Source organism: Amycolatopsis suaedae, from assembly GCF_004214935.1.
In the GTDB taxonomy this organism is placed as follows: Bacteria; Actinomycetota; Actinomycetes; order Mycobacteriales; family Pseudonocardiaceae; genus Amycolatopsis; species Amycolatopsis suaedae.
The window spans coordinates 129,672-153,099 of record NZ_SFCC01000017.1 but is presented as its reverse complement, the minus strand read 5'-3'; the positions used below and the strand labels follow the sequence as shown (position 1 = coordinate 153,099).

Sequence of the window (23,428 nt, the reverse complement as noted above, 5' to 3'; positions counted from 1 at the left end):
TCAGCTCGCCTCCCGTCGGGTGTGCAGGTAGAGGTCACGCAGCAGGCAGATCTCGGACAGATGGTGGATCATCTCGCGGTTGATGTGCAGGACCAGCACCGCCATCGAGCGATGCGCGTGCTCGCCCTCGGCCTCGCCCGCCGGGCGGGCCAGGCCCTCCTCGCCGAGGGACTCGACCCCGGCCAGCCACGTCGCGTACTCCGCGTCGAGCTGGTCCAGTGCCTGCGCCGCGGTCGCGGCGTAGGGGAACGAGAAGTAGTCGGTGGCCGCGCGGCCGAAGTGCGCTGCGTTGCGCATGGCGAGCACGCCGACGATCACGTGCCCGAGCCGCCAGGCGATCGTGGTGAACGGGGGCGGGTCGGGTTCGGGGGAGGCGAAGTCGATGGTCATCGCGCCGGCACCGGCCTGCACCGGGGCGGTACCGGTACCGCGTGGCCGCACGCTCCAGCAGCCGGGCGCCGGTTCCCAGAAGTACTCGTCGTCGGTGAGCCCGTCGATGCGGCGGCGCAACTGCCGCGTCCAGTGCCAGTCGAGTTGCTCGCGCAGTAGTGGATTCCAGGTCATGGCGACAGCGTCTCGCGGATAGCGGACAGGATCGGTCCGCGATTTCGTGCCACGATGTGCCGGTGAGTGTCGAACGGGTGCTGCGGCTGCTCGCGCTGCTGCAGCGGCGGCCGTCCTGGACCGCGGTCGAGCTGGCCGCCGAGCTGGGGGTCACCGACCGCTCGGTGCGCCGCGACGTCGAGCGCCTGCGTGCCCTGGGCTACCCGGTGCAGGCGACGGCCGGCGTCGGCGGCGGCTACCAGCTCGGCGCCGGCACCCGGCTGCCGCCGCTGCTGTTCGACGACGAGGAGGCCATCGCGACCGCCGTGTCGCTGCGGATGGCGTCGGGCGGGACGGTCGCCGGGGCCGGTGAGGCGGCGGTGCGGGCACTGGCGAAGCTGGACCAGGTGATGCCGCCGCGGCTGCGTGCGGAGGTGCGGGCCGTCCACGGCGCCACCGACACGCTCGTCGGCCCCGGGGTCGAGATCGACGCCGAGGTGCTGGTGACGCTCGCGCGTGCCTGCCGCGACGCCGTGCGGGTGCGGTTCGGCTACGCGCGCGCCGACGGCGGCGAGAGCGAGCGCACGGCCGAGCCGGTGCGCCTGGTCGCCACCGGCCGCCGCTGGTACCTGATGGCGTTCGACCTCGACCGCGACGACTGGCGCACCTTCCGGCTGGACCGCATGCGCGAGGTGCGGGCGACGACCTGGCGGTTCCGGCCACGGGACCACCCCGACCCCGTCGCCTACGTCCAGCGCTCGGTGACCGAGGCGCCGTACCGGCACCGGGCCAGGGTGCGGCTGCGGGCCCCGGCCGACGAGATACGGCAGCGGGTGCCGCCGCAGGTGGGCCGCGTCGAGGAGGACCGGGACGGGTGGTGCCTGCTCGTCGTCGGCGGCGTCGAGCTGGACTGGCTCGCCCTGCACATCGCCAGCCTCGGCGTCGAGGCCGAGGTACTGGAGCCGCCGGGTCTGCGGGAGGCCGCGGCCCGCCTCGCCCGCCGGCTCGACGCGCTGGCAGGCTGACCGGTCAGGGCCGGCCCGCCCCCGGCACGGACACGGGCAGCGCCAGCACCTCCCCGGTGCGCGGCCCGCCGGTCAGCCTGCCGAGGTTGTCGGTGATGCCGTCGGTGGCCCGCCACTCGGCGGTCAGGATGAACAGCGTGCGCCGGTCCGCGCCGCCGAGCATCAGCGCGAACGGCGCGCGGTTCTCGCCGGTCTCGACCCGCTGCAGCACCTCGCCGCCCTCGGCGACGCGGACGACGGAGTTGCCGCCGGTGGAGGTCCAGACCGCGCCCTCGGCGTCGAGGCAGATGCCGTCCGGGCCGAGGCCGTCGGCGAACACCCGCCGGCCGGACAGCCCGCCGTCGGGCTCGATGTCGAACGCGGTGAGCCGGCCGGCGAACGACTCGGCGACGATCAGCGTCCGGTCGTCCGGCGTGACGACCATGCCGTTGGGGAACTGGATGTCACCTGCGACCTCGCGCACGCCGCCGTCCGGGGTGACCAGCTTGATGTAGCCGGGCTTGGGTGCCTCGCCGCCGGCGAAGTCGAAGTCGGCGCCGTTGAGGTAGATGTGGCCGCGGCCGTCCACGACGATCTCGTTCGCTCCCTGCCGGGCGTGGGTGACCAGCGAGCCGCCGGGTTCCCGGCGCCGCAGCGCGTCGCCGGTGACCAGCAGGCTGCCGCCGGGCAGCCAGTCGATGGACCAGCCCATCAGCCGGCCGGGGTCCACGGGGATGAACTCGGCGTGGCCGTCGGGCGTCAGCGCCACGACCTGCTGGCCGATCCAGTTGCAGAACCACAGCCTGCCCTCGTGCCAGCGGGGTGACTCGGGAATTCCCAGACCGCGCAGCAGGACCTTCGGCTCGGGCATCGGTGCCTCCTCGTCTCGTGTGTGGTCCCTACACGAACGGCACCCCGCCGGATCGACACCCCGACTTGCGGTGAAGATGGCCGCGAAAGCACGTGAAGGCCACCTTCACTACGTCAGAGGTCAGGGCCCCGGCAAAGTCCGGGTACGGCAGGGCAAGGTCGGCGGCTCGAGCGCAGAACTCGCGGTCCGGAACGCAGAACTCGCGTGCGTGAGCGCAGAACTCACGATGTGGACGCCGGTTCTCACGTGGCGCCGGTCGCCCGCGTGAACGGCCCGTACGCGCGAGTCGTACGTTCTCACGCGCGAGTCGTACGTTCTGGGGCGCGAGTCGTCCGTTCCGGACCCGCGAGTTGCACGTTCCCGCCCACCTGGTCCCACTGTCCGGCACGTCGGTTCCAGATCAGGAGACAACAGGCCTGGGTAAAGCTCGTGAAGGCCACCTTCACCACGTCTCACGTCAGGGTCCCGGCGAAGTCGGGCGCCGGGCGTGAGCAAGGGAGTTTTACTGGCGAAGAAGGGTAGTAAAGCTCCCTTGCTGTCTTACGGGTGTGGCTGGTGGGGCTGCCGTGGCCTGCGATGCCAGCGGGACGCCTGGGATCGCGTGAAGGCCGAGTTCCTGTCGCCAGGCGTGGTGAAGGTGGCCTTCACGTACCGGGGGCGAACCCGTCACGCGGGCGCACCTGTCACACCGGCACCGGCCAGCGCACCCACCCCACCCGTCGCCACGAACGAGACAACGCCCCCGGCACCGCGCCGCCAGCAACGGCACCGTACTTGCGCGAGACGCAACCACAGCGCCCCTGCCGACGGCCCCAGGCCGTCGCTGCCCACGCCTTTGCCGGGGCCCTGACGTGAGACGTAATGAAGGGGGCCTTCACGTGCCTTGCTTGGCCGGCGGGGGGCTCAGGTGAGCCGCAGCGTCCCGCCCAGGACGTTCTTCGGGTCCCAGCGGGACTTCGCCTCGGCGACGGTGTCCCACGCGTCGCCGTAGTGCTCCCGCCAGTCGGCGCCGGTCATCGGCAGCGCGTTGATCGGATAGGTGAACCCGCCCGCGGCGAGCGCGCGTTCGTAGGCCGTGCGGTTGAGGTCCAGCAGCCTGGCGTTGTGCCGCGGGTCGTCCGGTGAGCCGGTGCGCAGCAGCGCGAACAGCCACACCAGCTCGCCGTCGGGCCGCCGCAGCAGCGGGGTGGTCAGCCGTGCGGCGGGCACCGGGTACAGCAGGACCAGGCCGGCGGCGCCGAGTTCCGCCCTGCCGGTCTCGGCGACGGTCTCCGACACGACCTCCTGCACCGCCTCGTCGGGCAGCAGCACGTTGAGCCACGGGTGCGGGTGGAACCAGCTGCCCTCCTCCCGCAGCAGCGCCTCGCCCTCGGCCATCCGCCCGAGGAAGTCCAGGTAGCCGAAGTCCTCGACGACGGTGCGCTCGGGGTCGAAGCCCAGGCCGTCCAGCAGGGTGTCCGCGTCCGGTTCCCAGGGCGGCGAGAAGTAGCCCGCCACGTCCAGCCGCCAGGCCCACTGGCCGTCGGCCTCCAGCTCCAGCTGGCCCTGTACGTGGTCGAACCGTTCCTCGCCGACGGCCAGCCGCTGGTCCTCCAGCAGCCGCGGCAGGGTGTCGTAGTACAGCGTCCACCGGCGGACCCGGCGGTGTGCCGTCCGCAGCGCGACGCTCGCCCCGGTGATCACCCCGCAGTGGCCCAGCCCGGCCCGCATGGCGTCGAACAGCCCGGCGTTCTCCCGCGCCGAGCAGGTCAGCACCTCACCGGTCCCGGTGACCACCTCCAGTTCGGTCACCAGGTCGGTCTGCGCGCCGTGCCGGTGGCTGGCGCCGCCCAGCCCCCCGACGGCCAGCGTCCCGCCCACGGTCAGCTCCAGGTAGTCGGCCAGCACCGCCGGGGCCAGCCCGTAACCCAGCGTCGCCTCCAGCACCTGCCGCCAGCGGGCACCCGCCCCCACCACGGCACCGCCCGCGGTCACCTCGTGCACGGTGTCCAGCCCGGTGAGGTCCAGCACGATCCCGCCCGGCGTCTGCGCCTGCCCGTACGCCGAGTGCCCGGCACCGCGCACCGCCACCGGGATCGACCGGCCCGCGGCGAATCCGACGACCGCGGCCACGTCGGCGGTCGTCCGCGGGCGCACCACCACGCGGGGGCGCAGCGACACCAGGCCACCCCAGTCCCTGGCGGCCAGCGCCAGGTCGGCCTCCGCGGTGCTGACGGTGCCCGCGACGGGCGGCAGCTCGGCTGGATCGAATGTCGGTCGGGTCAAACGGGCCGTCCTCGGTCTGGGCCGGGGTGCGCTCACCGGCCGCGGGCGAACTGTTCTGCGTCCCCATGGATCGTGCCAGCCGCCACTCCGCGCTCGACGAGCACCGCGCGCACCGTCGCCGCCAGCCCGGGCGGAGCGCACACCAGCCAGGCGTCGACCTTCGCCGGGTGCAGCCGCCCGGCCAGCAACGTCGCCAGCCGCCCCGCCGTCAGCCTGCCCGGCAGGTACCGCTCGACCGGCGTGTCCCGCAGGCCGACGGCCGCGCCGAACACGTCGGCCGGCCGCGCCCTCTGGTGGGCGTGCAGGTCGGGGTCCTGCTCGTCGCTGCGGTAGTGCAGGACCCGCAGCCTGCCGTCGTGCCGCAGGGCAAGCTCGGACAGCCGCCCGGCCAGCGGCGCGGTGGCGCCCGAGGTGTTGGCGTTGAGCAGCGTGATCCGGCAGCCGCCGGCCAGCATCCGCTCCAGCGCGGGCAGCACCGGCACGATGCCCGCGCCCGCGGCCACCACGGCGTAGCGGCGCCACGGCCCGAACGCCGCGCTCTCCGGGGTGCGGTAGAAGCGGCAGCCCGCCGGGGACAGCGCCCGGGGACTGCCCGAGGCCAGCACCGCCAGCGCGATCCGCTGCGGCAGCAGCACGGCCAGCGCCAGCTCGGCGCCGAAGCCGGACACCACCGCCAGCCCGCTGCCGGCCAGCACCAGCGCGAACACCAGCGTCCCCTCACCGGACTCGGCCAGCGGCCTGCGCCCGGCCCGGCGCAGGTAGTGCACGCCCATCCACAGGTCGACGGTCAGCCAGCGCAGCGGCAGCAGCCAGCGCGGGCCGGTCGCGGTCCACCGGCCGGGGTCGGCCAGCGGATCGTCGCCGCCGCGGTGCCTGCGCAGGTGGACGTGCTTCAGCAACGGGAACGCCGCCTGGACGCAGTGCAGCGGTGCGGCCACCCGGCCGGCCAGTTCGTTGACCCACGTCCGCCTGCTCACCGCGTGGTGGGCGGCCTCCTGGACCACCACGTGCAGCAGCAGGGCGGCCAGCACGTGCGCGGGCAGGGTGAGCCAGGCCGGCGCTCCGGCGAGCACGAGCCAGGTGGCACACGCCCACAGCGGCACGGCCGCGGCGAGCGCGGGAACCGCGGGCGGAAGCGTCCGCGCCACCGGCCGGCGGTGGCCGCCGAGCAGGGGACGAGCATCGACAACGGCCATCGGCGGTCTCCGCGATCGGGCGAGTGGCCCTGCGAACCTAGACAACGCCGACCGGCTTGTAAACGGGGTGAGACGGGGTGGCCCCCGAGCTGCGAGAAGACTGGCTTAGACTCGGGACTCGGCCTGTCATCCGGCCATCCGTACACATCCAGTCATCGCTCGAGGAGACAACGTTGAAGAGCACCGTCGAGCAGCTCAGCCCGACGCGCGTGAAGATCAATGTCGAGGTGCCGTTCGACGAGCTCAAACCGAACTTCGACCGCGCCTACCGCAAGATCGCGCAGCAGGTGCGCATCCCCGGCTTCCGGCCGGGCAAGGTGCCCGCCCGGGTCCTGGAGAGCCGGATCGGCCGTGCTCCGGTGCTCGACGAGGTGGTCAACGAGGCCATCCCGGCCAAGTACATGGAGGCCGTGCGCGCCGGTGAGGTCCGCACCCTGGGCCAGCCCGACTTCGAGGTGACCAAGCTCGAGGACCGCGACGTCCTGGAGTTCACCGCCGAGGTGGACGTGCGCCCGGACATCGAGCTTCCCGACCTCGAGGGCATCGAGGTGACCGTGGACGACGTCGAGCTGGACGAGGCCGAGGTCGACACCGAGCTGGAGAACCTGCGGGCCCGCTTCGGCACGCTGGCCGGCGTGGAGCGTCCCGCCGAGAACGGCGACTTCGTCTCCATCGACCTGTCGGCCACCGTCGACGGCGAGGACGTGCCCGACGCGGCCACCACCGGGCTGTCCTACGAGATCGGCTCCGGCCAGCTCGTCGACGGCATCGACGAGGCCATCATCGGCGCGAACGCGGGCGAGACCAAGACGTTCACCACGAAGCTGGTCGCCGGTGAGCACGCCGGCAAGGACGCCGAGGTCTCGGTGACCGTGCAGTCGGTCAAGGTGCGCGAGCTGCCCGAGGCCGACGACGAGTTCGCCCAGCTGGCCAGCGAGTTCGACACGCTGGACGAGCTGAAGGAGGACCTGCGGACCCGGCTGCGCCGGATGAAGACCATGCAGCAGGGCGTCCAGGCTCGCGACAAGGTGCTGGACCACCTGCTGGAGGGCACCGAGGTGCCGATTCCGGAGAAGGTCCTCGAGGCCGAGCTGGAGAACCGCAAGCACGACGCCATCCACCCGTTCGACCACGACGAGGACGCCTTCGCGAAGTCGCTGGAGGAGCAGGGCCGGACGCTGGAGGAGTTCGAGGCGGAGTCGCGGACCGAGGCGGAGAAGTCGGTGCGGACCCAGCTGCTGTTGGACACCATCGCCGAGAAGGAGAACGTCGAGGTCAACGACGCCGAGCTGACCGAGCGCATCATCTACCAGGCGCAGCGGTTCGGCGTGAGCCCCGACGAGTACGTCCAGCGGGCCCAGCAGTCCGGCCAGCTCGGCGCGATCTTCGCCGACGTGCGCCGGGGCAAGGCGCTGGCCGGTGTGGTCCGCAAGGCCGCCGTCACCGACTCGGCAGGCCAGGCCGTCGACCTCACCGAGCTGTTCGGCAACGAGGAAGACGACTCGGCCGAGACGCAGGTCACTGAGAAGGCGGACGCTCCCGCAGGTCAGTGACGTTGATTGACGCTCTGAGCGAACTCGGGCGGTGCGCGGCATTCGGCACCGCCCGAGTTCGTTAGGGTCGGTAGCAGATCTTGTTTGAACTACCAGTCCACAGTGGAGCCCCTGCTCAGGGGCCCACAGCGGCGAAAAGGCAGGCAGACGTGACCAAGCACATCCCCGAGGCGCGGACCTCCACCGCGGGGCTCAACCTCACCGACTCGGTGTACGAGCGGCTGCTCCAGGAGCGCATCGTCGTGCTCGGTTCCGAGGTGAACGACGAGGTCGCCAACCGGATCACCGCGCAGCTGCTGCTGCTGTCGGCCGAGGACTCCGAGACCGACATCCGCTTCTACATCAACTCGCCCGGCGGCTCGGTCACCTCCGGGTTCGCCATCTACGACACCATGCAGCTGATCGACCCCGACGTGCAGACCTACGCCATGGGCATGGCCGCGTCGATGGGTCAGTTCCTGCTCTCCTCCGGGACCCCTGGCAAGCGCTTCGCGCTGCCGCACGCGCGGATCATGATGCACCAGCCGTCGGCCGGTGTCGGTGGTACCGCCTCCGACATCGCCATCCAGGCCGAGGTGTTCGGCAAGTGGAAGCTGGAGATGGCCACCATCACCGCCGAGCAGACCGGCCAGACGGTGGAGCAGATCACCGAGGACGCCGACCGTGACCGCTGGTTCACCGCGTCGGAGGCCAAGGACTACGGCTTCGTCGACCACGTCCTGACCCGCGAGACGCGGCTGCCGAACAGCTGACCGGGCGTATCCAGAGGAGATCTCCATGAGCAACCTTCACCTTCCGCAGTCCCGGTACGTGCTGCCGTCCTACGTCGAGCGCACCAGCTACGGCGTCAAGGAGTCCAACCCGTACAACAAGCTGTACGAAGAGCGGCAGATCATGCTCGGCGTGCAGGTGGACGACGCCTCCGCCAACGACGTCATGGTCCAGCTGCTGCACCTCGAGCACGAGGACCCGGACCGCGACATCACGATCTACATCAACTCGCCCGGTGGCTCGTTCACCGCGCTGATGGCGATCTACGACACCATGCAGTACGTCCGTCCGGACATTGTCACGATGTGCATCGGCCAGGCCGCGTCGGCCGCCGCCGTGCTGCTGGCGGCCGGTACCCCGGGCAAGCGGTTCTCGCTGCCGAACTCGCGGGTGCTGATCCACCAGCCGGCCACCGAGGGCACCTACGGGCAGGTCTCCGACCTGCAGATCCAGGCCGCCGAGATCCAGCGGGTCCGGCGCCTGATGGAGTCCACGCTGGCCAAGCACACCGGCAAGCCGGAGGAGGAGGTCCGCCGCGACGTCGAGCGCGACAAGATCCTCACCGCCGAGCAGGCCAAGGAGTACGGCATCATCGACCAGGTGCTGCCCTACCGCAAGGCCTCCGCGGAGAACTGACCTCCGGATCCGCCCGACGCGTGAACGCGGACCAATCAAAAGATAGAGCTGGGCGCGTCGGGCGGGTACCGTCAGTGGCAATGCGTAAGGTTCCCGCTGCGACGGGAGCAGCCCAGGCAAGTCAGGTGCGCATCGCGCGCCGGAGGGGACGAGGTCAACGGTCATGGCACGGATCGGCGACGGCGGGGACCTGTTGAAGTGTTCTTTCTGCGGGAAGAGCCAGAAGCAGGTGAAGAAGCTCATCGCCGGGCCAGGCGTGTACATCTGCGACGAGTGCATCGACCTGTGCAACGAGATCATCGAGGAGGAGCTGGCCGAGGCCGGCGACGTCAAGCTCGACGAGCTGCCCAAACCGGCTGACATCCGGGACTTCCTCGAGCAGTACATCATCGGCCAGGACGAGGCCAAGCGGACGCTGGCGGTGGCGGTCTACAACCACTACAAGCGCATCCAGGCCGACGACAAGACCGGCCCGAAGGACTCCAAGGACGAGCCGGTCGAGCTGGCCAAGTCCAACATCCTGATGCTCGGGCCCACCGGCTGCGGCAAGACCTACCTCGCCCAGACCCTCGCGAAACTGCTCAATGTCCCGTTCGCCATCGCCGACGCCACCGCGCTCACCGAGGCGGGCTACGTCGGCGAGGACGTCGAGAACATCCTGCTCAAGCTGATCCAGGCCGCCGACTACGACGTCAAGCGGGCCGAGACCGGCATCATCTACATCGACGAGGTCGACAAGATCGCCCGCAAGTCGGAGAACCCGTCGATCACCCGCGACGTGTCCGGCGAGGGCGTCCAGCAGGCCCTGCTGAAGATCCTCGAGGGCACCACGGCCTCGGTACCGCCGCAGGGTGGCCGCAAGCACCCGCACCAGGAGTTCATCCAGATCGACACGACGAACGTGCTGTTCATCGTGGCCGGTGCGTTCGCGGGCCTGGAGAAGATCATCAACGAGCGGGTCGGCAAGCGCGGCCTGGGCTTCGGTGCCGAGATCCGCACCAAGGCCGAGATCGACAACAGCGACATCTTCTCCGACACCATGCCGGAGGACCTGATCAAGTTCGGCCTGATCCCGGAGTTCATCGGCCGGCTTCCGGTGGTCGCCAGCGTCACCAACCTGGACAAGCCGTCCCTGGTGTCGATCCTCACCAAGCCACGCAACGCCCTGGTGAAGCAGTACAAGAAGCTCTTCGAGATGGACAACGTCGAGCTGGAGTTCACCAAGACGGCACTGGAGGCGATCGCCGACCAGGCCATGCTGCGTGGCACCGGCGCCCGTGGCCTGCGGGCCATCATGGAGGAGGTCCTCCAGCCGGTGATGTACGACATCCCCAGCCGCGACGACGTCGCCAAGGTGGTCATCACCGAGCAGACGGTGCGGGAGAACGTGAACCCGACGATCGTGTCGCGGCAGCCGTCGCGCAGGCAGCGCAGCGAACGTGGCGAGAAGTCGGCCTGAGCCGGACGCGCCGTCCGGGCTGCTGGAGCTGGCCGAGCGCTTCGCCACACCGGCGTACCTGGCCAATCCGCGGCTGCACCGCTGGGCCGCGATCCTGCTGGGCCTGTTCACGGTGCTGTCCCTCGTCGCGGTGCTGACCCGCGGGTCGGCGCTGCCGCTGCTGCCCCTTCCGCTGTTCGTGATCGCGGGCCTCGCCCTGTGGCGGCTGCACCGGGCGGGCGGCCCCCGGCCGGTGCTGGGCTGGTCGGTGCTGCTCGTCCTCGCGGGCGGTTCGGGGTTCTGGGCCATGTCCGGGGTCGCCAAGCTGCTGGACGAGATGGCCTGGTAGGCCCGGTTTACCGGCGGAGCGCCGCGGGTATCTCGCCGCGGACATGGCAACCGTGGCACCAGTTCCCTCCAGGTTCGAGCACCGGGCCCTGCTGTACGCGGACGACCGCGACTACGTGGCGGGCGCGGTGCCGTTCGTACTGGACGGGCTCGATGCCGGGACGCCGGTGGCGGTCGCCGTGCCCGGGAGCAGGCTGAAGCTGCTCCGGACGGCGCTGGAACGGTCCGCCGAGGCGGTGACCTGGATCGACCTGGCGGAGGTGGGCGCCAACCCCGGCCGCATCCTGCCCGAGGTGCTGCTGGCCTTCGCCGACGCCAACCCCGGCCCGGTCCGGATCGTCGACGAAACGGTATGGCCCGGCCGGACGGACCTGGAGTACCCGGCGTGCGCGCAGCACGAAGCCCTGGTCAACACCGCCTTCGCCGGCCTGCCCGCCGCGATCCTGTGTCTCTACGACACCGCCGGCCTGCCCAGGGAGTGGATTGCCGAGTCCGCCGCCACCCATCCCGAGCTGACCGCCGGGGGCCGCCGGTGGGGCAGCGACCGCTACGCGCCGGACGCCGTCGTCGCCGGCCACAACGGGCCGCTGGCCGAGCCGGGAGGGCCGGTCGTGCTGGACACCGGCTTCGGCGAGGACGGCCTGGTGACCACCCGGCGGGCCGCGGCGGCGGTGGGTGGGGAGCTGGGCCTGTCGGTCGACCGCGGGGCTGATCTGCAGCTGATCGCTGACGAGCTGTGCACCAACAGCGTGCGCCACGGTGGCGGGCGGGGGCGGCTGCGCATGTGGGCCGACGGCGATCTGGTGGCCTGCGAGGTGACCGACGCAGGCACGATGACCGATCCGCTGGCCGGCCGCGTGCCGGTGCCGGCGACCAACCCGGGCGGCCGGGGCCTGCTGATGGTGCACTGGCTGGCCGATCTGGTGCGGACCCGGACCGCTCCCGGTGACAACGTCGTGCGGGTCTACCTGCGGCGTCAGTTCGCGCCCTGATCCCCGACGACGGCGGCGTGGGACCGGGCAACGGCTTCCGGTGTGTCGCCGAGGCCGACCATCAGCGTGCGGTGCAGCGGCAGGAAGACGCCGCGCACGGCCGTCTCCCGCGGGCCGAGGTAGCCGGTGAGCTCCAGGCTCAGGTAGCCGTGCAGCGAGCTCCACAGTTGCCCGGCGATTCCCGATGTGCTCCCGGCACGCAGCCTGCCCGCCGCGACGGCCCGTTCGACGCCGGACATCAGCACGCCGAACGCGCGTTGCCCCTCGGCCGAGGGGGTGTCGACCGGATGCACCCGCTCACGGGTGGTGATCCGGCGCCCGCCGAGGACGGCCTGGCCGAAGGTGACCGCGTACAGGTTCGGGTTGTCCCTGGCGACGTCCTGGTAGGCGAGGTCGGTGCGCAGCAGGTCGGCGACGGGGTCGCCGGTCACCGGCGCCGCCGTCACGGCGTCGGCGATGCGGCGGAAACCCTCCTCGCGCACGGCCTCCACCAGCGCGCCCATGCCGCCGAAGTGCGTGTAGACCGCCATCGTGGAGGCGCCGATCTCGGCGGCGAGCCTGCGTGCCTGCACGGTTTCCGGTCCGCCGTCGGCGAGCAGCCGGACCGCGGCCTCGACCAGCCGCCGCCGCGGGGTCGTGTCGCTGTCCGTGCTCATACCCTCAGTATGACGACCGAAGGTCACGTCCGATGGCCCGGACCCGCCGCGAGTATGCCGTGAAGGCGCCTACCGCGCGGGTGCCAGCACCTGGACCCGCTCGCCGGTGTAGACGTTCATGCTGGCGCCGCGCAGGAACCCGACCAGCGTGATGTCGTGCTCGGCGGCCAGCTCCACCGCCAGCGACGACGGCGCGGACACCGCGGCGAGCAGCGGGATCCCCGCCATGGCGGCCTTCTGCACCAGTTCGAACGACGCCCGGCCGGACACCAGCAGCCCGGCGCCTGCCAGCGGCACGTGGCCGTTGAGCAGCGCCCACCCCAGCACCTTGTCGACGGCGTTGTGCCTGCCGACGTCCTCGCGGACCACCAGCAGCTCGCCCCGCTCGTCGAACAGCGCCGCCGCGTGCAGCCCGCCGGTGCTCTCGAAGACCCGCTGGCGGGCCCGCAGCCGGTCGGGCAGGGCAGCCAGCACGGCCGGGGTGACGGCGAACGCCGAGTCGCGGGTGCCGAACCGGGTGGACAGCTTCACCGCGTCCAGCGCCGCCTTGCCGCACACGCCGCAGGAGGAGGTGGTGTAGAAGTTGCGCTCCACGCCCGTCTCGGGGGGTGGGACGCCGTCGGCCAGGGTGATGTCCAGCACGTTGTAGGTGTTGCGGCCCTCGTCGTCCACACCGTCGCAGTAGCGGGCCGAGTGCACGTCGGACGGCGCGCCGATGACACCCTCGGACAGCAGGAACCCGTGGGCCAGCTCTACGTCGTGGCCGGGCGTGCGCATGGTGACGGTCAGCGGGGCGGCGCCGACCCGCAGTTCCATCGGCTCCTCGACGGCCAGCGCGTCCGGCCGGCGGCGGGTGGTGTCCGGTCCGTCCGCGTTCACGGTGATCGTCCGAACCGGGCGGCGCACAGTGATCCGACCCATTTCTCACCTCCTGCGAACGCCGCACATCGACAGCTGCGCGAACGCCACCTCGGGCCTAATGTCCTGTTGACCATGTCCAGCGTACGTAAGGCGCCCACGATGGCCGTCGGCTTCCTCGCTCGTTCCCGCACCGTCGCGCCGCCCGGCTGGAGCCGCTGGCTGATTCCTCCCGCGGCCCTGTCGGTCCACCTGTCGATCGGGCAGGCCTACGCGTGGAGCGTGTTCAAACCGCCGCTGGAGAAGACGCTCGGGCTGGCCGGGTGGCAGAGCGCGCTGCCGTTCCAGCTCGCCATCGTCATGCTGGGCCTGTCCGCCGCGTTCGGCGGCACGCTGGTGGAGCGCAACGGCCCGCGCTGGGCGATGTTCGTGTCGATGACCTGTTTCTCCACCGGCTTCTTCATCTCCGCGCTGGGCGTGGCGACCGAGCAGTTCTGGCTGGTCGTGCTCGGCTACGGCCTGGTCGGCGGTGTCGGGCTGGGCATCGGCTACATCTCGCCGGTATCGACACTGATCAAGTGGTTCCCCGACCGGCCGGGCATGGCGACCGGCATCGCCATCATGGGGTTCGGCGGCGGTGCCCTGATCGCGTCACCGTGGTCGAACGAGATGCTGGAGGCGTTCGGCGTCACCACCGGCGGCATCGCCACCACGTTCGCCGTGCACGGCGTGGTCTACGCGGTGTTCATGACGCTGGGCGTGCTGCTGGTGCGGGTGCCTGCCGACGACTGGAAGCCCGCCGGGTGGAAGCCGCCGAAACCCAACGGCAACCGGATGATCACCACCGCCAACGTCTCGGCCCGCAACGCCATCCGCACACCGCAGTTCTGGCTGCTGTGGATCATTCTCTGCTTCAACGTCACCGCGGGCATCGGCATCCTGGAGAAGGCCTCGCCGATGATCAGTGACTTCTTCCGGGAGACCGCCACGCCGGTCGGCGCCGCGGCCGCCGCCGGGTTCGTCGCCCTGCTGTCGCTGACGAACATGCTGGGCCGGTTCGTCTGGTCGTCCACATCGGACCTGGTGGGCCGCCGCAACATCTACCGGCTCTACCTCGGTGTCGGCGCGCTGATGTACCTGGTGATCGCGTTGACCACCAACAGTTCGAAGCTGGTGTTCGTGATTTGCGCACTGGTGATCCTGTCGTTCTACGGCGGCGGGTTCGCCACCGTGCCGGCGTACCTGAAGGATCTGTTCGGCACCTACGAGGTCGGCGCCATCCACGGCAGGCTGCTCACCGCGTGGTCCACGGCGGGCGTGCTGGGGCCGCTGATCGTCAACGCCATCGCCGACGCCGGGACGGCGGCGGGCAGGCAGGGTCCGGCGCTGTATTCGACGTCGCTGTACATCATGATCGGCCTGCTGGTGCTCGGGTTCGTCGCCAACGAGCTGGTCCGGCCGGTCGACCCGAAGTACCACGAGCCCGGCGAGAGCCGGCAGACGAAGGAGGAGGCGTCGGCGTGACTGAGACGAAGCCGAACCGCCGCACCGGTCTGCTCCTGCTGGCCTGGGTGTGGGTCGGCGTGCCGTTCCTGTACGGCGTGTACCAGCTGGTGCTGAAGGTGGCGCAGCTGTTCGGCGGCTAGGAGTGTCCTAGTGCTCCGCGGCGGGGTCGCGTTCGTTGACCGCGTTGCGGGCGGCGACGTCGGCGCGCTGCGCCGCGTGCTTGCGGGCCTGCTCCGCGGCCACGCGCATCAGGTACGTGGTCGCGGAGTCGTCGCGTACCTGCGTCCAGAACTCGACGAGGGCACGCCAGCGGGAGGACAGCGTGGCCCACTCGTTGAGCCGCTGCCCCGGCTGGCACAGGGTGACGGCCTCGTAGGCGTCGCTGCGGGCCCGGTCCAGATGCTGGTACTGAGCGAACCACTTGTCGTCCATGGCGCGGTCACGCTGCACCCGGGTCTGTTCCTGCTGTCGTTCCGCCGGGCCGCGTTCGATGTCCCACATGCTGCGGGGACGGGGCTTGACCGGACCCGACGGCGGCGCCGGTTCATGCTGGAACTGGGCTGTCATCGCCAGAACCCTCCCGCGTCGTGGCCCGTTTGAGGTCACCGGCGCCCGGAGGCGGTCGGTAACCGGAAGACTACCGGCAACAGTATCGGTTCTTGCAAACTCCTTAGCGACCCGAAACACTGTGCGGACCGTTGCCGCTGGAGGTCCGCCGTGCGTGCTGCCCGACGCCTGTCGCTTGCCGTCCTGTCCGCGTTGCTTCTGCTGGGCGGCACCCTGCCGGCAGCGGCCCAGCAGGCCCCACCGCACCGGGAACCCGGCAACGGCCCGGAGCGCAACGAGGTCGCCGCCACCGATCCGCCGGCGCTCGCCGCGGCGCTGGGGGCGAACCGGCACCACGGTGACCAGGCGGGTTACCCGCGCCGGACCGACCTGCGGGTGTTCCCGGAGGACCCGGCGGACAAGTCGATCAAGCTGGGGCTGACGCCGTACCACGCGATCGCGCCCCGCCTCAACGAACTGCAGGCCCGCAGCGACCGGCTCTCGGTCGAGGTGCACGGGCAGTCCGGCATGGGCAGGGACATGTACCTGGTGACGCTGACCGCGCCGGAGAGCCCGGCGCAGGCGCGGCTGCAGGAACACTGGCGTGACCGGATCGAGAACGACTCCCGGCACGCCGCGTGGGATCCGTTCCTGCGGCACGGCTACAAGGCGCCGCTGTGGATCAACGCCAACATCCACGGCAACGAGTGGGAGGGCACCGACGCGGCGCTGCGGGTGATCGAGTACCTCGCCACCACCCGCGACCGCGCCGCCGTCGACCTGCTGCGCCGCAGCCGTGTCTACGTCAACGTCACCGCCAACCCGGACGGGCGTGTCGCCGGAACTCGCGCCAACGGCAGCGGGTTCGACCTCAACCGGGACTTCGTGACCGCCTCGCAGCCGGAGGCGCGGGCCATGCGGTCGCTGGTGCAGCGGCTGCAGCCGCTGGTGATGCTGGACGAGCACGGTTACGTGGAGAACACGCTGATCGAGCCGACCACGCCGCCACACGGCCAGAACTACGACTTCGACCTCTACATCAAGCACGGCTACGCGGGCGGGCTGGCGATGGAGAAGGCCGTCAAGGCACTGGGGCACCCGGAGGCGGCCAAGCCGGAGATCCCGTTCCGCGACTACGAACCGGGAGTGTGGGACGGCTGGGCGCCGGTCTTCACCGCGCAGTACTCGATGTACCACGGCGCGGTGTCCTACACGATCGAGATCCCGCAGCGGGTCAACAACGCAGCCTACGACACGCTGCCGGTTCCGGAACTACGCCGCCGGGCGAAGATCAACACCGACGTCGCCGAGGCGACCATCCGCTCGATGGTGAGCTACCTCCATGCCAACCGCGCCGATCTGCTCGCCAACCAGATCGAGATGTTCCGCCGCGGCGCGGCGGGCGAGCCGCAGCGCGAGATCCCGGACGGCTTCGTGCCCGGGTTCGGCCCGGAAGACCGCTACCGCACCGAGTTCCCGCGCGCCTACGTCATCCCGGCCGGCGCCGGGCAGCGGTCGGCTCCCGCGGCGGCCCGGCTGGTCGACCACCTGGTGGCCAACGACCTGCGGGTGCGCCGCGCCGACCGGCCCTTCCGGCTGGCCGGCCGTGAGTACCCGGCCGGGTCGTACGTGGTGGACATGCACCAGCCCAAGCGGGCGCTGGCCAACGTGATGCTGGAGGCCGGCCGCGACATCTCCGACAAGGTGCCGGTCATGTACGACATCTCCGGCTGGAGCCACCGGCTGCTCTGGGGCGCGTCGGTGGACATCGTCCGCGACGGCAGGCTCGACGTGCGTGGCCGCGACGTCACCGGCGCCGTGCCGTCCGGCGGCGTGGACGCCGCACCGGGCCGGGATCTGGCGCTGACCCTGGCCGACGGCCGGGACGTCGCGGCCGTCAACGACCTGCTGGGCCGCGGGGTCGAGCTGCGCAGGCAGGCCGACGGCACGGTCGTCGTCCCGGCCGCCGCGCGCCCGGCGGCGACCGAGGCCGCGCAGCGGCACGGCGTCCGGTTCACCGAGGCCGGTGGTGCGGCCTCGCAGCCGCTGCACCGGCCGACGCTGGCGGCCGCCGTCGGCCCGGACGAGCTGAAGGTGCTGCGGGACATGGGTTTCGAGGTCCGTCCGGTGTCGACCGGCGTGCTCAACGCCGGGTTCGACTGGGCGGGCGTCGACCTGCTGGTGGTCGGTGCTGGGCTGCGGCACGACCAGCTGACACCGGCCGCCCGCGACCGACTGCGGACGTTCCTCGCCCGCGGCGGCGTGGTGACCCGCGGCGCGACCGGGGCGAAGTTCAACGCCGACGCGGGACTGCTGCCCGCCCGGGCGGTCGCAGGCTGGGAGAGTGCCAACGGCGTCGTCGGGATCGAGGGCGGTACCGGGCCGACCGGTACCGGTGCCCTGCCGCACTCGTTCGTCTACGCGCCACTGTGGTTCACCGATCTCGGCTCCGGTGTCACCGCCGACCAGCGCTACGCCGCCACCCCGCTCGTGGCCGGCCACTGGATCGCGCGGCCCGACGGCACCGGCGGGCAGCGGGACGCCGCCGGGCAGGCCGCGGTGGTGTCGGGGACGACCGCGCTGGGCGGCCGGGCGGTGCTGTTCGGCACCGAGCCGATGTTCCGCGACCACACCAAGGGGCTCTACGCGCAGGTGGCGCGGGCCGTGTTCTGGGCGGCGCCGTGAGCCGTGGGGTGCTGGTGACCGGTGCCTCCCGCGGCATCGGCCGTGCCGTCGCCGTCGCGTTCGCCGAACTGGGGGACCGGGTCGCCGTGCACTACGGCAGCCGGTCCGCCGACGCCGAGGCGACGCTCGCCGCGCTGTCCGGCTCGGGTCACCTGCTGATCTCCGGGGACCTGGCCGACCCGGCGGCCACCGAGGACATCGCCGGGGCCGCGTGGCGTGGCCTCGGCGGTGTCGACGTGCTGGTGAACAACGCGGCCGTGGCGACGACGGCCGACGGCCACGGCGTGCCCGGCGTGTCCTATGTGGACTGGCAGGCGGCCTGGGAGCGGACCCTGCGGGTGAACCTGCTGGGTGCGGCGAACCTGACGTACCTGGTGACCCGGCGGATGATCGAGCGCGGCACCGGCGGCAGGGTGGTCAACATCGGCTCCCGCGGTGCCTACCGGGGCGAACCGGACCACCCCGCGTACGGTGCGAGCAAGGCCGCGTTGCACGCATTGGGTCAGTCGCTCGCCGTTTCCCTTGCCCCGTACGGGATCGCGGTCGCGTCGGTGGCGCCCGGCTTCACCGAGACCGAGCGGGTGTCCGGCAGGCTGAGCGGCGAGTCTGGTGCCGGGCTGCGGTCGCAGAGCCCGTTCGGCAGAGTCGGCACCCCCGCCGAGGTGGCGGCGGCCGTGGTGTACCTGGCGTCCGGGCCTGCCGAGTGGGCCTCCGGCGCGGTGCTCGACCTCAACGGCGCCTCCCACCTGCGTTAGCGCGGATCCCGCCACATCGGGTAGATCTCCGGGCCGTCCGGGAACTGGATGGGGTCGCCGGTCTGCACGAATCCGTGCCGCTCGTACAGCGGACGGTTCCTGGTGGAGCTGGCCTCCAGGTACACCGGCTCGCCCCGGGAGTCGGCCTCGGCCAGCCGGTGCCGCAGCACGGCGCCGCCGAGGCCGCGGCCGCGGTGGTCGGGGTGTACGCCCAGTGCCACCAGGTAGAGGTGGTCGGCGTGGCGCGGGTGCCGCTGCTCGATCATCGACAGCACCGTGATGCCGCGCCGGGCGTACTCCGGCGCGTCCGGCGGCAGGGTGTCGAGCGAGGGCGCCTCGTGTTCCTCGTCCTTCTTGCGGTACGACCAGATCGACACCGCCGCGAGGTCCTCGGTGATCAGGACCTCCCCGCCGGCCAGCGACTCGCTGATCTGCCCGGCCAGGAACTGCGGGTAGACCTCGCGGCGGGCCGTCTCGTCGGTGAAGACGTAGGTGCAGACCGTCTCGTCCATGAAGTTGGCCGCCATGGCGGCGCTGACCTCTGCGGCTTCGGGCTCCAGGGCCCGGCGCACGGTGATGTTCTCGATCGGCATGAATCCGACATTAGCCACGCACCGTGGCCGCCGCCCCGGGGTTGACCCTGAATTCTCCCCTAGGCCGAAGGCCACGGGGCACTCACGGCGCCTGGTGCCAGGGCCGCGGCAAAGTCGGGGCCCTGTGCGTTCGAACGCAGAACTCACGGGCCGGAGCGCAGAACTCACGATGTAGATCGGGTTCTCCCGCGGTGCCGGTCGCCCGCGTGACCCGTCCGTTCCCGCGATTCGTCCGTTCCGGACCCGCGAGTCGTGGTGGTGCGGGAGCGTGGAGTTCGCGTGCCGGAGCGTGGGACTCGCGTGCACGACGGTGGGACTCGCGGGTCCGGATGGTGAGTGTCGTGTTCGGGAACGCGAATGACGTCTTCAGGAACGCGAAACACGCGTTCCGGCCCGGCAGGGCCGCGCGAGCGGCCCGTTCGGCCAGGCGAAGACGGGTTCGTCCCGCGATCTGGAATCGGCGTGCCGGGCGGTGGGACCAGGTGGGCGGGAACGTGCAACTCGCGGCTCCGGAACGGTCGACTCGCGGGTCGGGAACGGAGGACTCGCGCGAGCGGCCCGTTCACGCGGGGCGACCGGCACGAGGTGAGAACCCCGATCCACATGGTGAGTTCTGCGCTCACGCACGCGAGTTCTACGTTCCGGCACGCGAGTTCCACGCTCGAGACCCAGCCACGTCACCTGTCCGCGGCCGGACTTTGCCGGGGCCCTGCCGTCAGACGTGGTGAAGGTGGCCTTCACGTGCTTGGGGCCGGGAGTATGACAGCCTCGGGGCGTGACAGTCATCGACAAGATCGCCTGGCTGTGCCTGGCAGGCGGCAAGGTCCTGGGTGCGCGCTCGCGGGGCAGCGACGCCTTCTACCTGCCCGGCGGCAAACGCGAGCCGGGGGAGAGCGACCTCGACACCCTCGTCCGCGAGGTCGCCGAGGAACTCGACGTCGCCGTCGACCCGGGCACCGCCCGCCACGCGGGCACGTTCGAGGCCCCGGCACACGGCAAGCCGGGCGTCACCGTCCGGATGGCGTGCTACACCGCGGATCACCGGGGAACCCCGCGCGCCAGCGCCGAGATCGAGGAACTGGCCTGGCTGTCCTACGCCGACCGGGACCGGTTCTCCGTGATGGGCCGCCTCGTCGCCGACCACCTGCACAGCGCCGGACTACTCGGCTGAGGCACGCTCCAGCCGGACCACAATGGACTTCGACACCGGCGTGTTCGACACGTCGGCCACGGAATCCAGCGCCACCAACGAGTTCGCCTCCGGGAAGTAGGCCGCCGCGCAGCCGCGGGCACACGGGTAGGCCACCGTGCGGAAGGCGGCGGCCCTGCGCTCGGTGCCGTTCCACTCCGACACCAGGTCGACCAGCTGCCCGTCGGCGAACCCCAGCTCCGCCAGGTCCTCGGGATGCGCGAACACCACCCGGCGACCGTCCTCCACGCCGCGGTAGCGGTCGGACAGCCCGTAGATCGTGGTGTTGTACTGGTCGTGACTGCGCAACGTCTGCAGCAGCAGCCTGCCCTCGGGCACGTGCGGGTACTCCAGCGGGCTCACCGTGAACTCGGCCTTACCGGTCTTCGTGCCGGTGAACTCCCGCGCGTCGCGCGGCGCGTGCGGCAGCACGAACCCGTCCGGGTCGCGCACCCGCTTGTTGTAGTCGTGGCAGCCCGGGACGACCCGGGCGATGCTGTCGCGGATCGTGTCGTAGTCCGCCTCGAACTCCGCCCACGGCACCGGGTGGTCCGCGCCGAGCAGCGAACGGGCCATCCGGCACACGATGGCGACCTCGGACAGCAGGTGCTCGCTGGCCGGCGCGAGCCTGCCGCGCGAGGTGTGCACGACCGACATCGAGTCCTCGACGCTGACCACCTGCTCCCCGCCGGCCTGCATGTCCCGTTCGGTGCGGCCCAGCGTCGGCAGGATCAGCGCCGTGCGCCCGGGCACGACGTGCGAGCGGTTCAGTTTCGTGGACACCTGCACGGTCAGCCGGCACGACCGCAGCGCCCGCTCGGTCAGCTCGCTGTCCGGGGTGGCGGCGGCGAAGTTGCCGCCCATGGCCACGAACACCGACGCCGTGCCGTCGCGCAGCGCCCGGATGGCGTGCACGGTGTCGAAGCCCTCCTCGCGCGGGACCCGGATGCCGAACTCCTCGTCCAGCGCGTCCAGGAACGACGCGGGCATCTTCTCCCAGATGCCCATCGTCCGGTCACCCTGGACGTTGGAGTGGCCACGCACCGGGCACAGGCCCGCGCCCGGCTTGCCGATCATGCCCCTGGCCAGCGCGACGTTGGCGATCTCGGCGATGGTCGGCACGGCGTGCTTGTGCTGGGTCAGCCCCATCGCCCAGCAGTAGATGGTGCGCCGCGACTCGGCGATCATCCGCGCCAGCCGGACGATCTGCTGCCGGTCCAGGCCGGTCGCCTCGTCCACCCGGTCCCAGTCCAGATCCCGGACACCGGCGGCCCAGGCGTCGAACGCGTCGGTGTGGGCGTCGATGAACTCGCGGTCGAGCACCGTGCCCGGCGCGGCCTCCTCCCAGGACAGCAGCAGGTGCCCGACGGCCTGGAACAGCGCCAGGTCACCGCCCAGGCGCACCTGGACGAACTCGTCGGCCAGCGGCGTGCCCTTGCCGACCACGCCGCGGACGTTCTGCGGGTTCTTGAACCGCATCAGCCCGGCCTCGGGCAGGGGGTTGACCGCGACGATCTTCGCGCCCCGCTCCTTGGCCTCCTCCAGCGCGGACAGCATCCGCGGGTGGTTGGTGCCCGGGTTCTGCCCGACGACGACGATCAGGTCGGAACGGTTGAAGTCGGCCAGCGTCACCGAGCCCTTGCCGATGCCGGTCGAGGCGGCCAGCGCCGCGCCGGACGACTCGTGGCACATGTTGGAGCAGTCGGGCAGGTTGTTGGTCCCGAAGCTGCGTACCAGCAGCTGGTAGACGTAGGCCGCCTCGTTGCTGGTCCGCCCGGACGTGTAGAAGACCGCCTCGTTCGGGTCGTCCAGGCCACGCAGGGTGTCGGCGATCAGGTCGAAGGCCGCCTCCCACGAGATGGGCTCGTAGTGGGTGCCGCCCTCACGCAGCACCATGGGGTGGGTGAGCCTGCCCTGCTGGCCCAGCCAGTAGTCGGTGTGCCGGCTCAGTTCCTCGACGGAGTGCTCGGCGAAGAACTCCGGCCCGGCGCGGCGTTTGGTGGCCTCCTCGGCCACGGCCTTCGCGCCGTTCTCGCAGAACTCGGCCAGCTTGCGCTTCTGCCCGTCGATCTCACGCGGCTCCGGCCAGGCACAGCCGGGACAGTCGAACCCGTCGCGCTGGTTGAGCACGCGCAGCGCGCGGACGGTCCGCCCGGCACCCATCTGCTGGTAACCGCGCTGCAGCGACACCAGGACGCCGGTGACCCCGGCCGCCCAGTCCTTGGGCTTGCCGACCTCGAGCCGGCTCTCGTCGATGTCGTGCTTGGGGGGCTGCTGTGTCACCTCCCCATCGTGCGCCCCGTGCGGCCGGGACGCGAATCCCGGGTACGGTGTGAGCCGTGCTGATCGCCGAAGACGTCTTCCTCCTGCTGCTCGACGACGAGGGGAAGGTGCTGCCCATCGTGACCGTCGACGGCGCGCTGTCCTCGGCGATCATGCTGGAACTGGCCGACCGGCTGGAGGTCGAGGAAGGCCCGCCGGTGCGGGTGTGGGTGACCGACGCCACGCCGCCCGGTCACCCGACGCTGGACCGCCTGCTGGCGATCCTGGACGCCGAGCAGGGCGGCAGGCCGGACGAGATGTCGGGCAGCCTGCTGCCGGGCCTGCGTGACACGCTGGGCGCCGGGCTCGCCGAGGCCGGGATGGTCACCGAGGTGCGCGGCCGCAAGGGCCTGCTGCGCAAGCAGGTGACCACGTGGCCCGCCGCCGACACGACCCACCGCACCGAGCTGCAGCGGCGGCTGGCCTCGGCCCTGGAGGACAACGACGCCGCCCCGGACGAGCACGACAAGGCGATCATCGCCGTGCTCGCCAGCTTCGGGCTGCTGCCCAAGGTGGTGCCGCTGAAGTACCCGGCCGGTGCCCGCAAGCGGGCCAACCACATCTCGGAGGCGGTCTGGGAGGCCGCCGACGTCGCCGTGTTCGCCGGCCGCGCGGGCTGGCCGGGCAGCGGCCTCGAAGGAGCCATGCTGCCGCCGATGTAGGGCCGGGCAGGGCCGAGTAGGAATGCGCGTGCGAGCGCC

Annotated in this window: 22 protein-coding genes; 13 read left to right on the top strand and 9 right to left on the bottom strand. The window is 71.6% G+C overall.

The window, feature by feature from the left end; genetic code table 11:
* A complete protein-coding gene (locus EWH70_RS29635; RefSeq protein WP_130478846.1) occupies window positions 1-564 on the bottom strand; it encodes a DinB family protein in 564 nt (187 codons plus the stop codon).
* A gap of 56 nt (window positions 565-620) precedes the next feature.
* Here EWH70_RS29635 and EWH70_RS29630 point away from each other — a divergent pair, with 56 nt between their 5' ends.
* Window positions 621-1,568, top strand: a complete 948-nt coding sequence (locus tag EWH70_RS29630) for a helix-turn-helix transcriptional regulator (RefSeq protein ID WP_130478845.1) — start codon at window positions 621-623, stop codon at window positions 1,566-1,568.
* Between the two features lie 4 nt (window positions 1,569-1,572).
* Here EWH70_RS29630 and EWH70_RS29625 read toward each other — a convergent pair whose 3' ends face one another.
* The 3 genes from EWH70_RS29625 to EWH70_RS29615 all read right to left on the bottom strand — a co-directional run bounded on the left by EWH70_RS29625 (window position 1,573) and on the right by EWH70_RS29615 (window position 5,879).
* Window positions 1,573-2,418 carry an SMP-30/gluconolactonase/LRE family protein gene (locus EWH70_RS29625; protein WP_130478844.1) on the bottom strand — a complete coding sequence of 282 codons (846 nt, stop codon included), beginning with the start codon at window positions 2,416-2,418 and terminating at the stop codon, window positions 1,573-1,575.
* A 903-nt stretch (window positions 2,419-3,321) separates the two neighbouring features.
* Window positions 3,322-4,683 carry an FAD-binding protein gene (locus EWH70_RS29620; protein ID WP_130478843.1) on the bottom strand — a complete coding sequence of 454 codons (1,362 nt, stop codon included), beginning with the start codon at window positions 4,681-4,683 and terminating at the stop codon, window positions 3,322-3,324.
* Between the two features lie 32 nt (window positions 4,684-4,715).
* The gene (locus EWH70_RS29615) at window positions 4,716-5,879 is read right to left on the bottom strand and encodes a hypothetical protein (protein WP_130478842.1); all 1,164 of its coding nucleotides are present in this window, start codon (window positions 5,877-5,879) and stop codon (window positions 4,716-4,718) included.
* A 173-nt stretch (window positions 5,880-6,052) separates the two neighbouring features.
* Here EWH70_RS29615 and tig point away from each other — a divergent pair, with 173 nt between their 5' ends.
* From tig to EWH70_RS29585, 6 genes are all read left to right on the top strand, one after another.
* Complete coding sequence (gene tig, locus EWH70_RS29610; protein WP_130478841.1) at window positions 6,053-7,432, top strand: trigger factor; 1,380 nt, start codon at window positions 6,053-6,055, stop codon at window positions 7,430-7,432.
* Window positions 7,433-7,581: 149 nt separating this feature from the next.
* On the top strand, window positions 7,582-8,184 hold the full coding sequence (locus EWH70_RS29605) for a ClpP family protease (RefSeq protein ID WP_130478840.1): 603 nt from the start codon (window positions 7,582-7,584) through the stop codon (window positions 8,182-8,184).
* 25 nt (window positions 8,185-8,209) lie between these two features.
* The gene (locus tag EWH70_RS29600) at window positions 8,210-8,839 is read left to right on the top strand and encodes an ATP-dependent Clp protease proteolytic subunit (protein ID WP_130478839.1); all 630 of its coding nucleotides are present in this window, start codon (window positions 8,210-8,212) and stop codon (window positions 8,837-8,839) included.
* Between the two features lie 163 nt (window positions 8,840-9,002).
* Window positions 9,003-10,298, top strand: a complete 1,296-nt coding sequence (clpX, locus tag EWH70_RS29595; protein ID WP_130478838.1) for an ATP-dependent Clp protease ATP-binding subunit ClpX — start codon at window positions 9,003-9,005, stop codon at window positions 10,296-10,298.
* Entirely contained in the window at window positions 10,279-10,626 is a 348-nt protein-coding gene (locus EWH70_RS29590) for a hypothetical protein (RefSeq protein ID WP_205669308.1), read from the top strand. The genes clpX and EWH70_RS29590 overlap by 20 nt, the downstream gene beginning before the upstream one ends.
* A gap of 52 nt (window positions 10,627-10,678) precedes the next feature.
* Complete coding sequence (locus EWH70_RS29585) at window positions 10,679-11,617, top strand: anti-sigma factor RsbA family regulatory protein (protein WP_420809105.1); 939 nt, start codon at window positions 10,679-10,681, stop codon at window positions 11,615-11,617.
* On the opposite strand, the gene EWH70_RS29580 is transcribed toward EWH70_RS29585, so the two are convergent.
* Both EWH70_RS29580 and fdhD read right to left on the bottom strand, forming a co-directional pair.
* Window positions 11,602-12,273 (bottom strand): TetR/AcrR family transcriptional regulator, encoded by a 672-nt coding sequence (locus tag EWH70_RS29580; RefSeq protein WP_130478836.1) that lies wholly within the window; start codon window positions 12,271-12,273, stop codon window positions 11,602-11,604. The genes EWH70_RS29585 and EWH70_RS29580 overlap by 16 nt on opposite strands.
* A gap of 69 nt (window positions 12,274-12,342) precedes the next feature.
* Window positions 12,343-13,194: a formate dehydrogenase accessory sulfurtransferase FdhD gene (fdhD, locus tag EWH70_RS29575; protein ID WP_130478835.1), complete on the bottom strand. Its 852-nt coding sequence runs from the start codon at window positions 13,192-13,194 to the stop codon at window positions 12,343-12,345.
* Window positions 13,195-13,293: 99 nt separating this feature from the next.
* Here fdhD and EWH70_RS29570 point away from each other — a divergent pair, with 99 nt between their 5' ends.
* Both EWH70_RS29570 and EWH70_RS36530 read left to right on the top strand, forming a co-directional pair.
* Window positions 13,294-14,655, top strand: a complete 1,362-nt coding sequence (locus EWH70_RS29570; RefSeq protein WP_130478872.1) for an L-lactate MFS transporter — start codon at window positions 13,294-13,296, stop codon at window positions 14,653-14,655.
* A complete protein-coding gene (locus tag EWH70_RS36530) occupies window positions 14,652-14,777 on the top strand; it encodes an MFS transporter small subunit (protein ID WP_276320586.1) in 126 nt (41 codons plus the stop codon). The genes EWH70_RS29570 and EWH70_RS36530 overlap by 4 nt, the downstream gene beginning before the upstream one ends.
* A gap of 7 nt (window positions 14,778-14,784) precedes the next feature.
* Here the strand turns inward: EWH70_RS36530 and EWH70_RS29565 are convergent, their stop codons facing one another.
* Window positions 14,785-15,204, bottom strand: coding sequence for a hypothetical protein (locus EWH70_RS29565; protein WP_130478834.1), 420 nt, complete (start codon window positions 15,202-15,204; stop codon window positions 14,785-14,787).
* A gap of 150 nt (window positions 15,205-15,354) precedes the next feature.
* Here EWH70_RS29565 and EWH70_RS29560 point away from each other — a divergent pair, with 150 nt between their 5' ends.
* Window positions 15,355-17,868 carry a M14 family zinc carboxypeptidase gene (locus tag EWH70_RS29560; protein WP_130478833.1) on the top strand — a complete coding sequence of 838 codons (2,514 nt, stop codon included), beginning with the start codon at window positions 15,355-15,357 and terminating at the stop codon, window positions 17,866-17,868.
* The gene (locus tag EWH70_RS29555; protein WP_130478832.1) at window positions 17,865-18,623 is read left to right on the top strand and encodes an SDR family NAD(P)-dependent oxidoreductase; all 759 of its coding nucleotides are present in this window, start codon (window positions 17,865-17,867) and stop codon (window positions 18,621-18,623) included. Before EWH70_RS29560 ends, EWH70_RS29555 begins: the two co-directional genes overlap by 4 nt.
* Here EWH70_RS29555 and EWH70_RS29550 read toward each other — a convergent pair.
* The gene (locus EWH70_RS29550) at window positions 18,620-19,216 is read right to left on the bottom strand and encodes a GNAT family N-acetyltransferase (protein ID WP_130478831.1); all 597 of its coding nucleotides are present in this window, start codon (window positions 19,214-19,216) and stop codon (window positions 18,620-18,622) included. The two genes, EWH70_RS29555 and EWH70_RS29550, sit on opposite strands and share 4 nt — an antisense overlap.
* Before the next feature lie 775 nt (window positions 19,217-19,991).
* Here EWH70_RS29550 and EWH70_RS29545 point away from each other — a divergent pair.
* On the top strand, window positions 19,992-20,387 hold the full coding sequence (locus EWH70_RS29545; RefSeq protein WP_130478830.1) for an NUDIX hydrolase: 396 nt from the start codon (window positions 19,992-19,994) through the stop codon (window positions 20,385-20,387).
* Here EWH70_RS29545 and EWH70_RS29540 read toward each other — a convergent pair.
* Complete coding sequence (locus tag EWH70_RS29540) at window positions 20,376-22,688, bottom strand: FdhF/YdeP family oxidoreductase (protein ID WP_130478829.1); 2,313 nt, start codon at window positions 22,686-22,688, stop codon at window positions 20,376-20,378. The two genes, EWH70_RS29545 and EWH70_RS29540, sit on opposite strands and share 12 nt — an antisense overlap.
* Window positions 22,689-22,744: 56 nt before the next feature.
* On the opposite strand from EWH70_RS29540, the gene EWH70_RS29535 reads away from it, so the two are divergent.
* Window positions 22,745-23,389, top strand: a complete 645-nt coding sequence (locus EWH70_RS29535; protein WP_130478828.1) for a GOLPH3/VPS74 family protein — start codon at window positions 22,745-22,747, stop codon at window positions 23,387-23,389.
* Window positions 23,390-23,428: the final 39 nt, after the last annotated feature.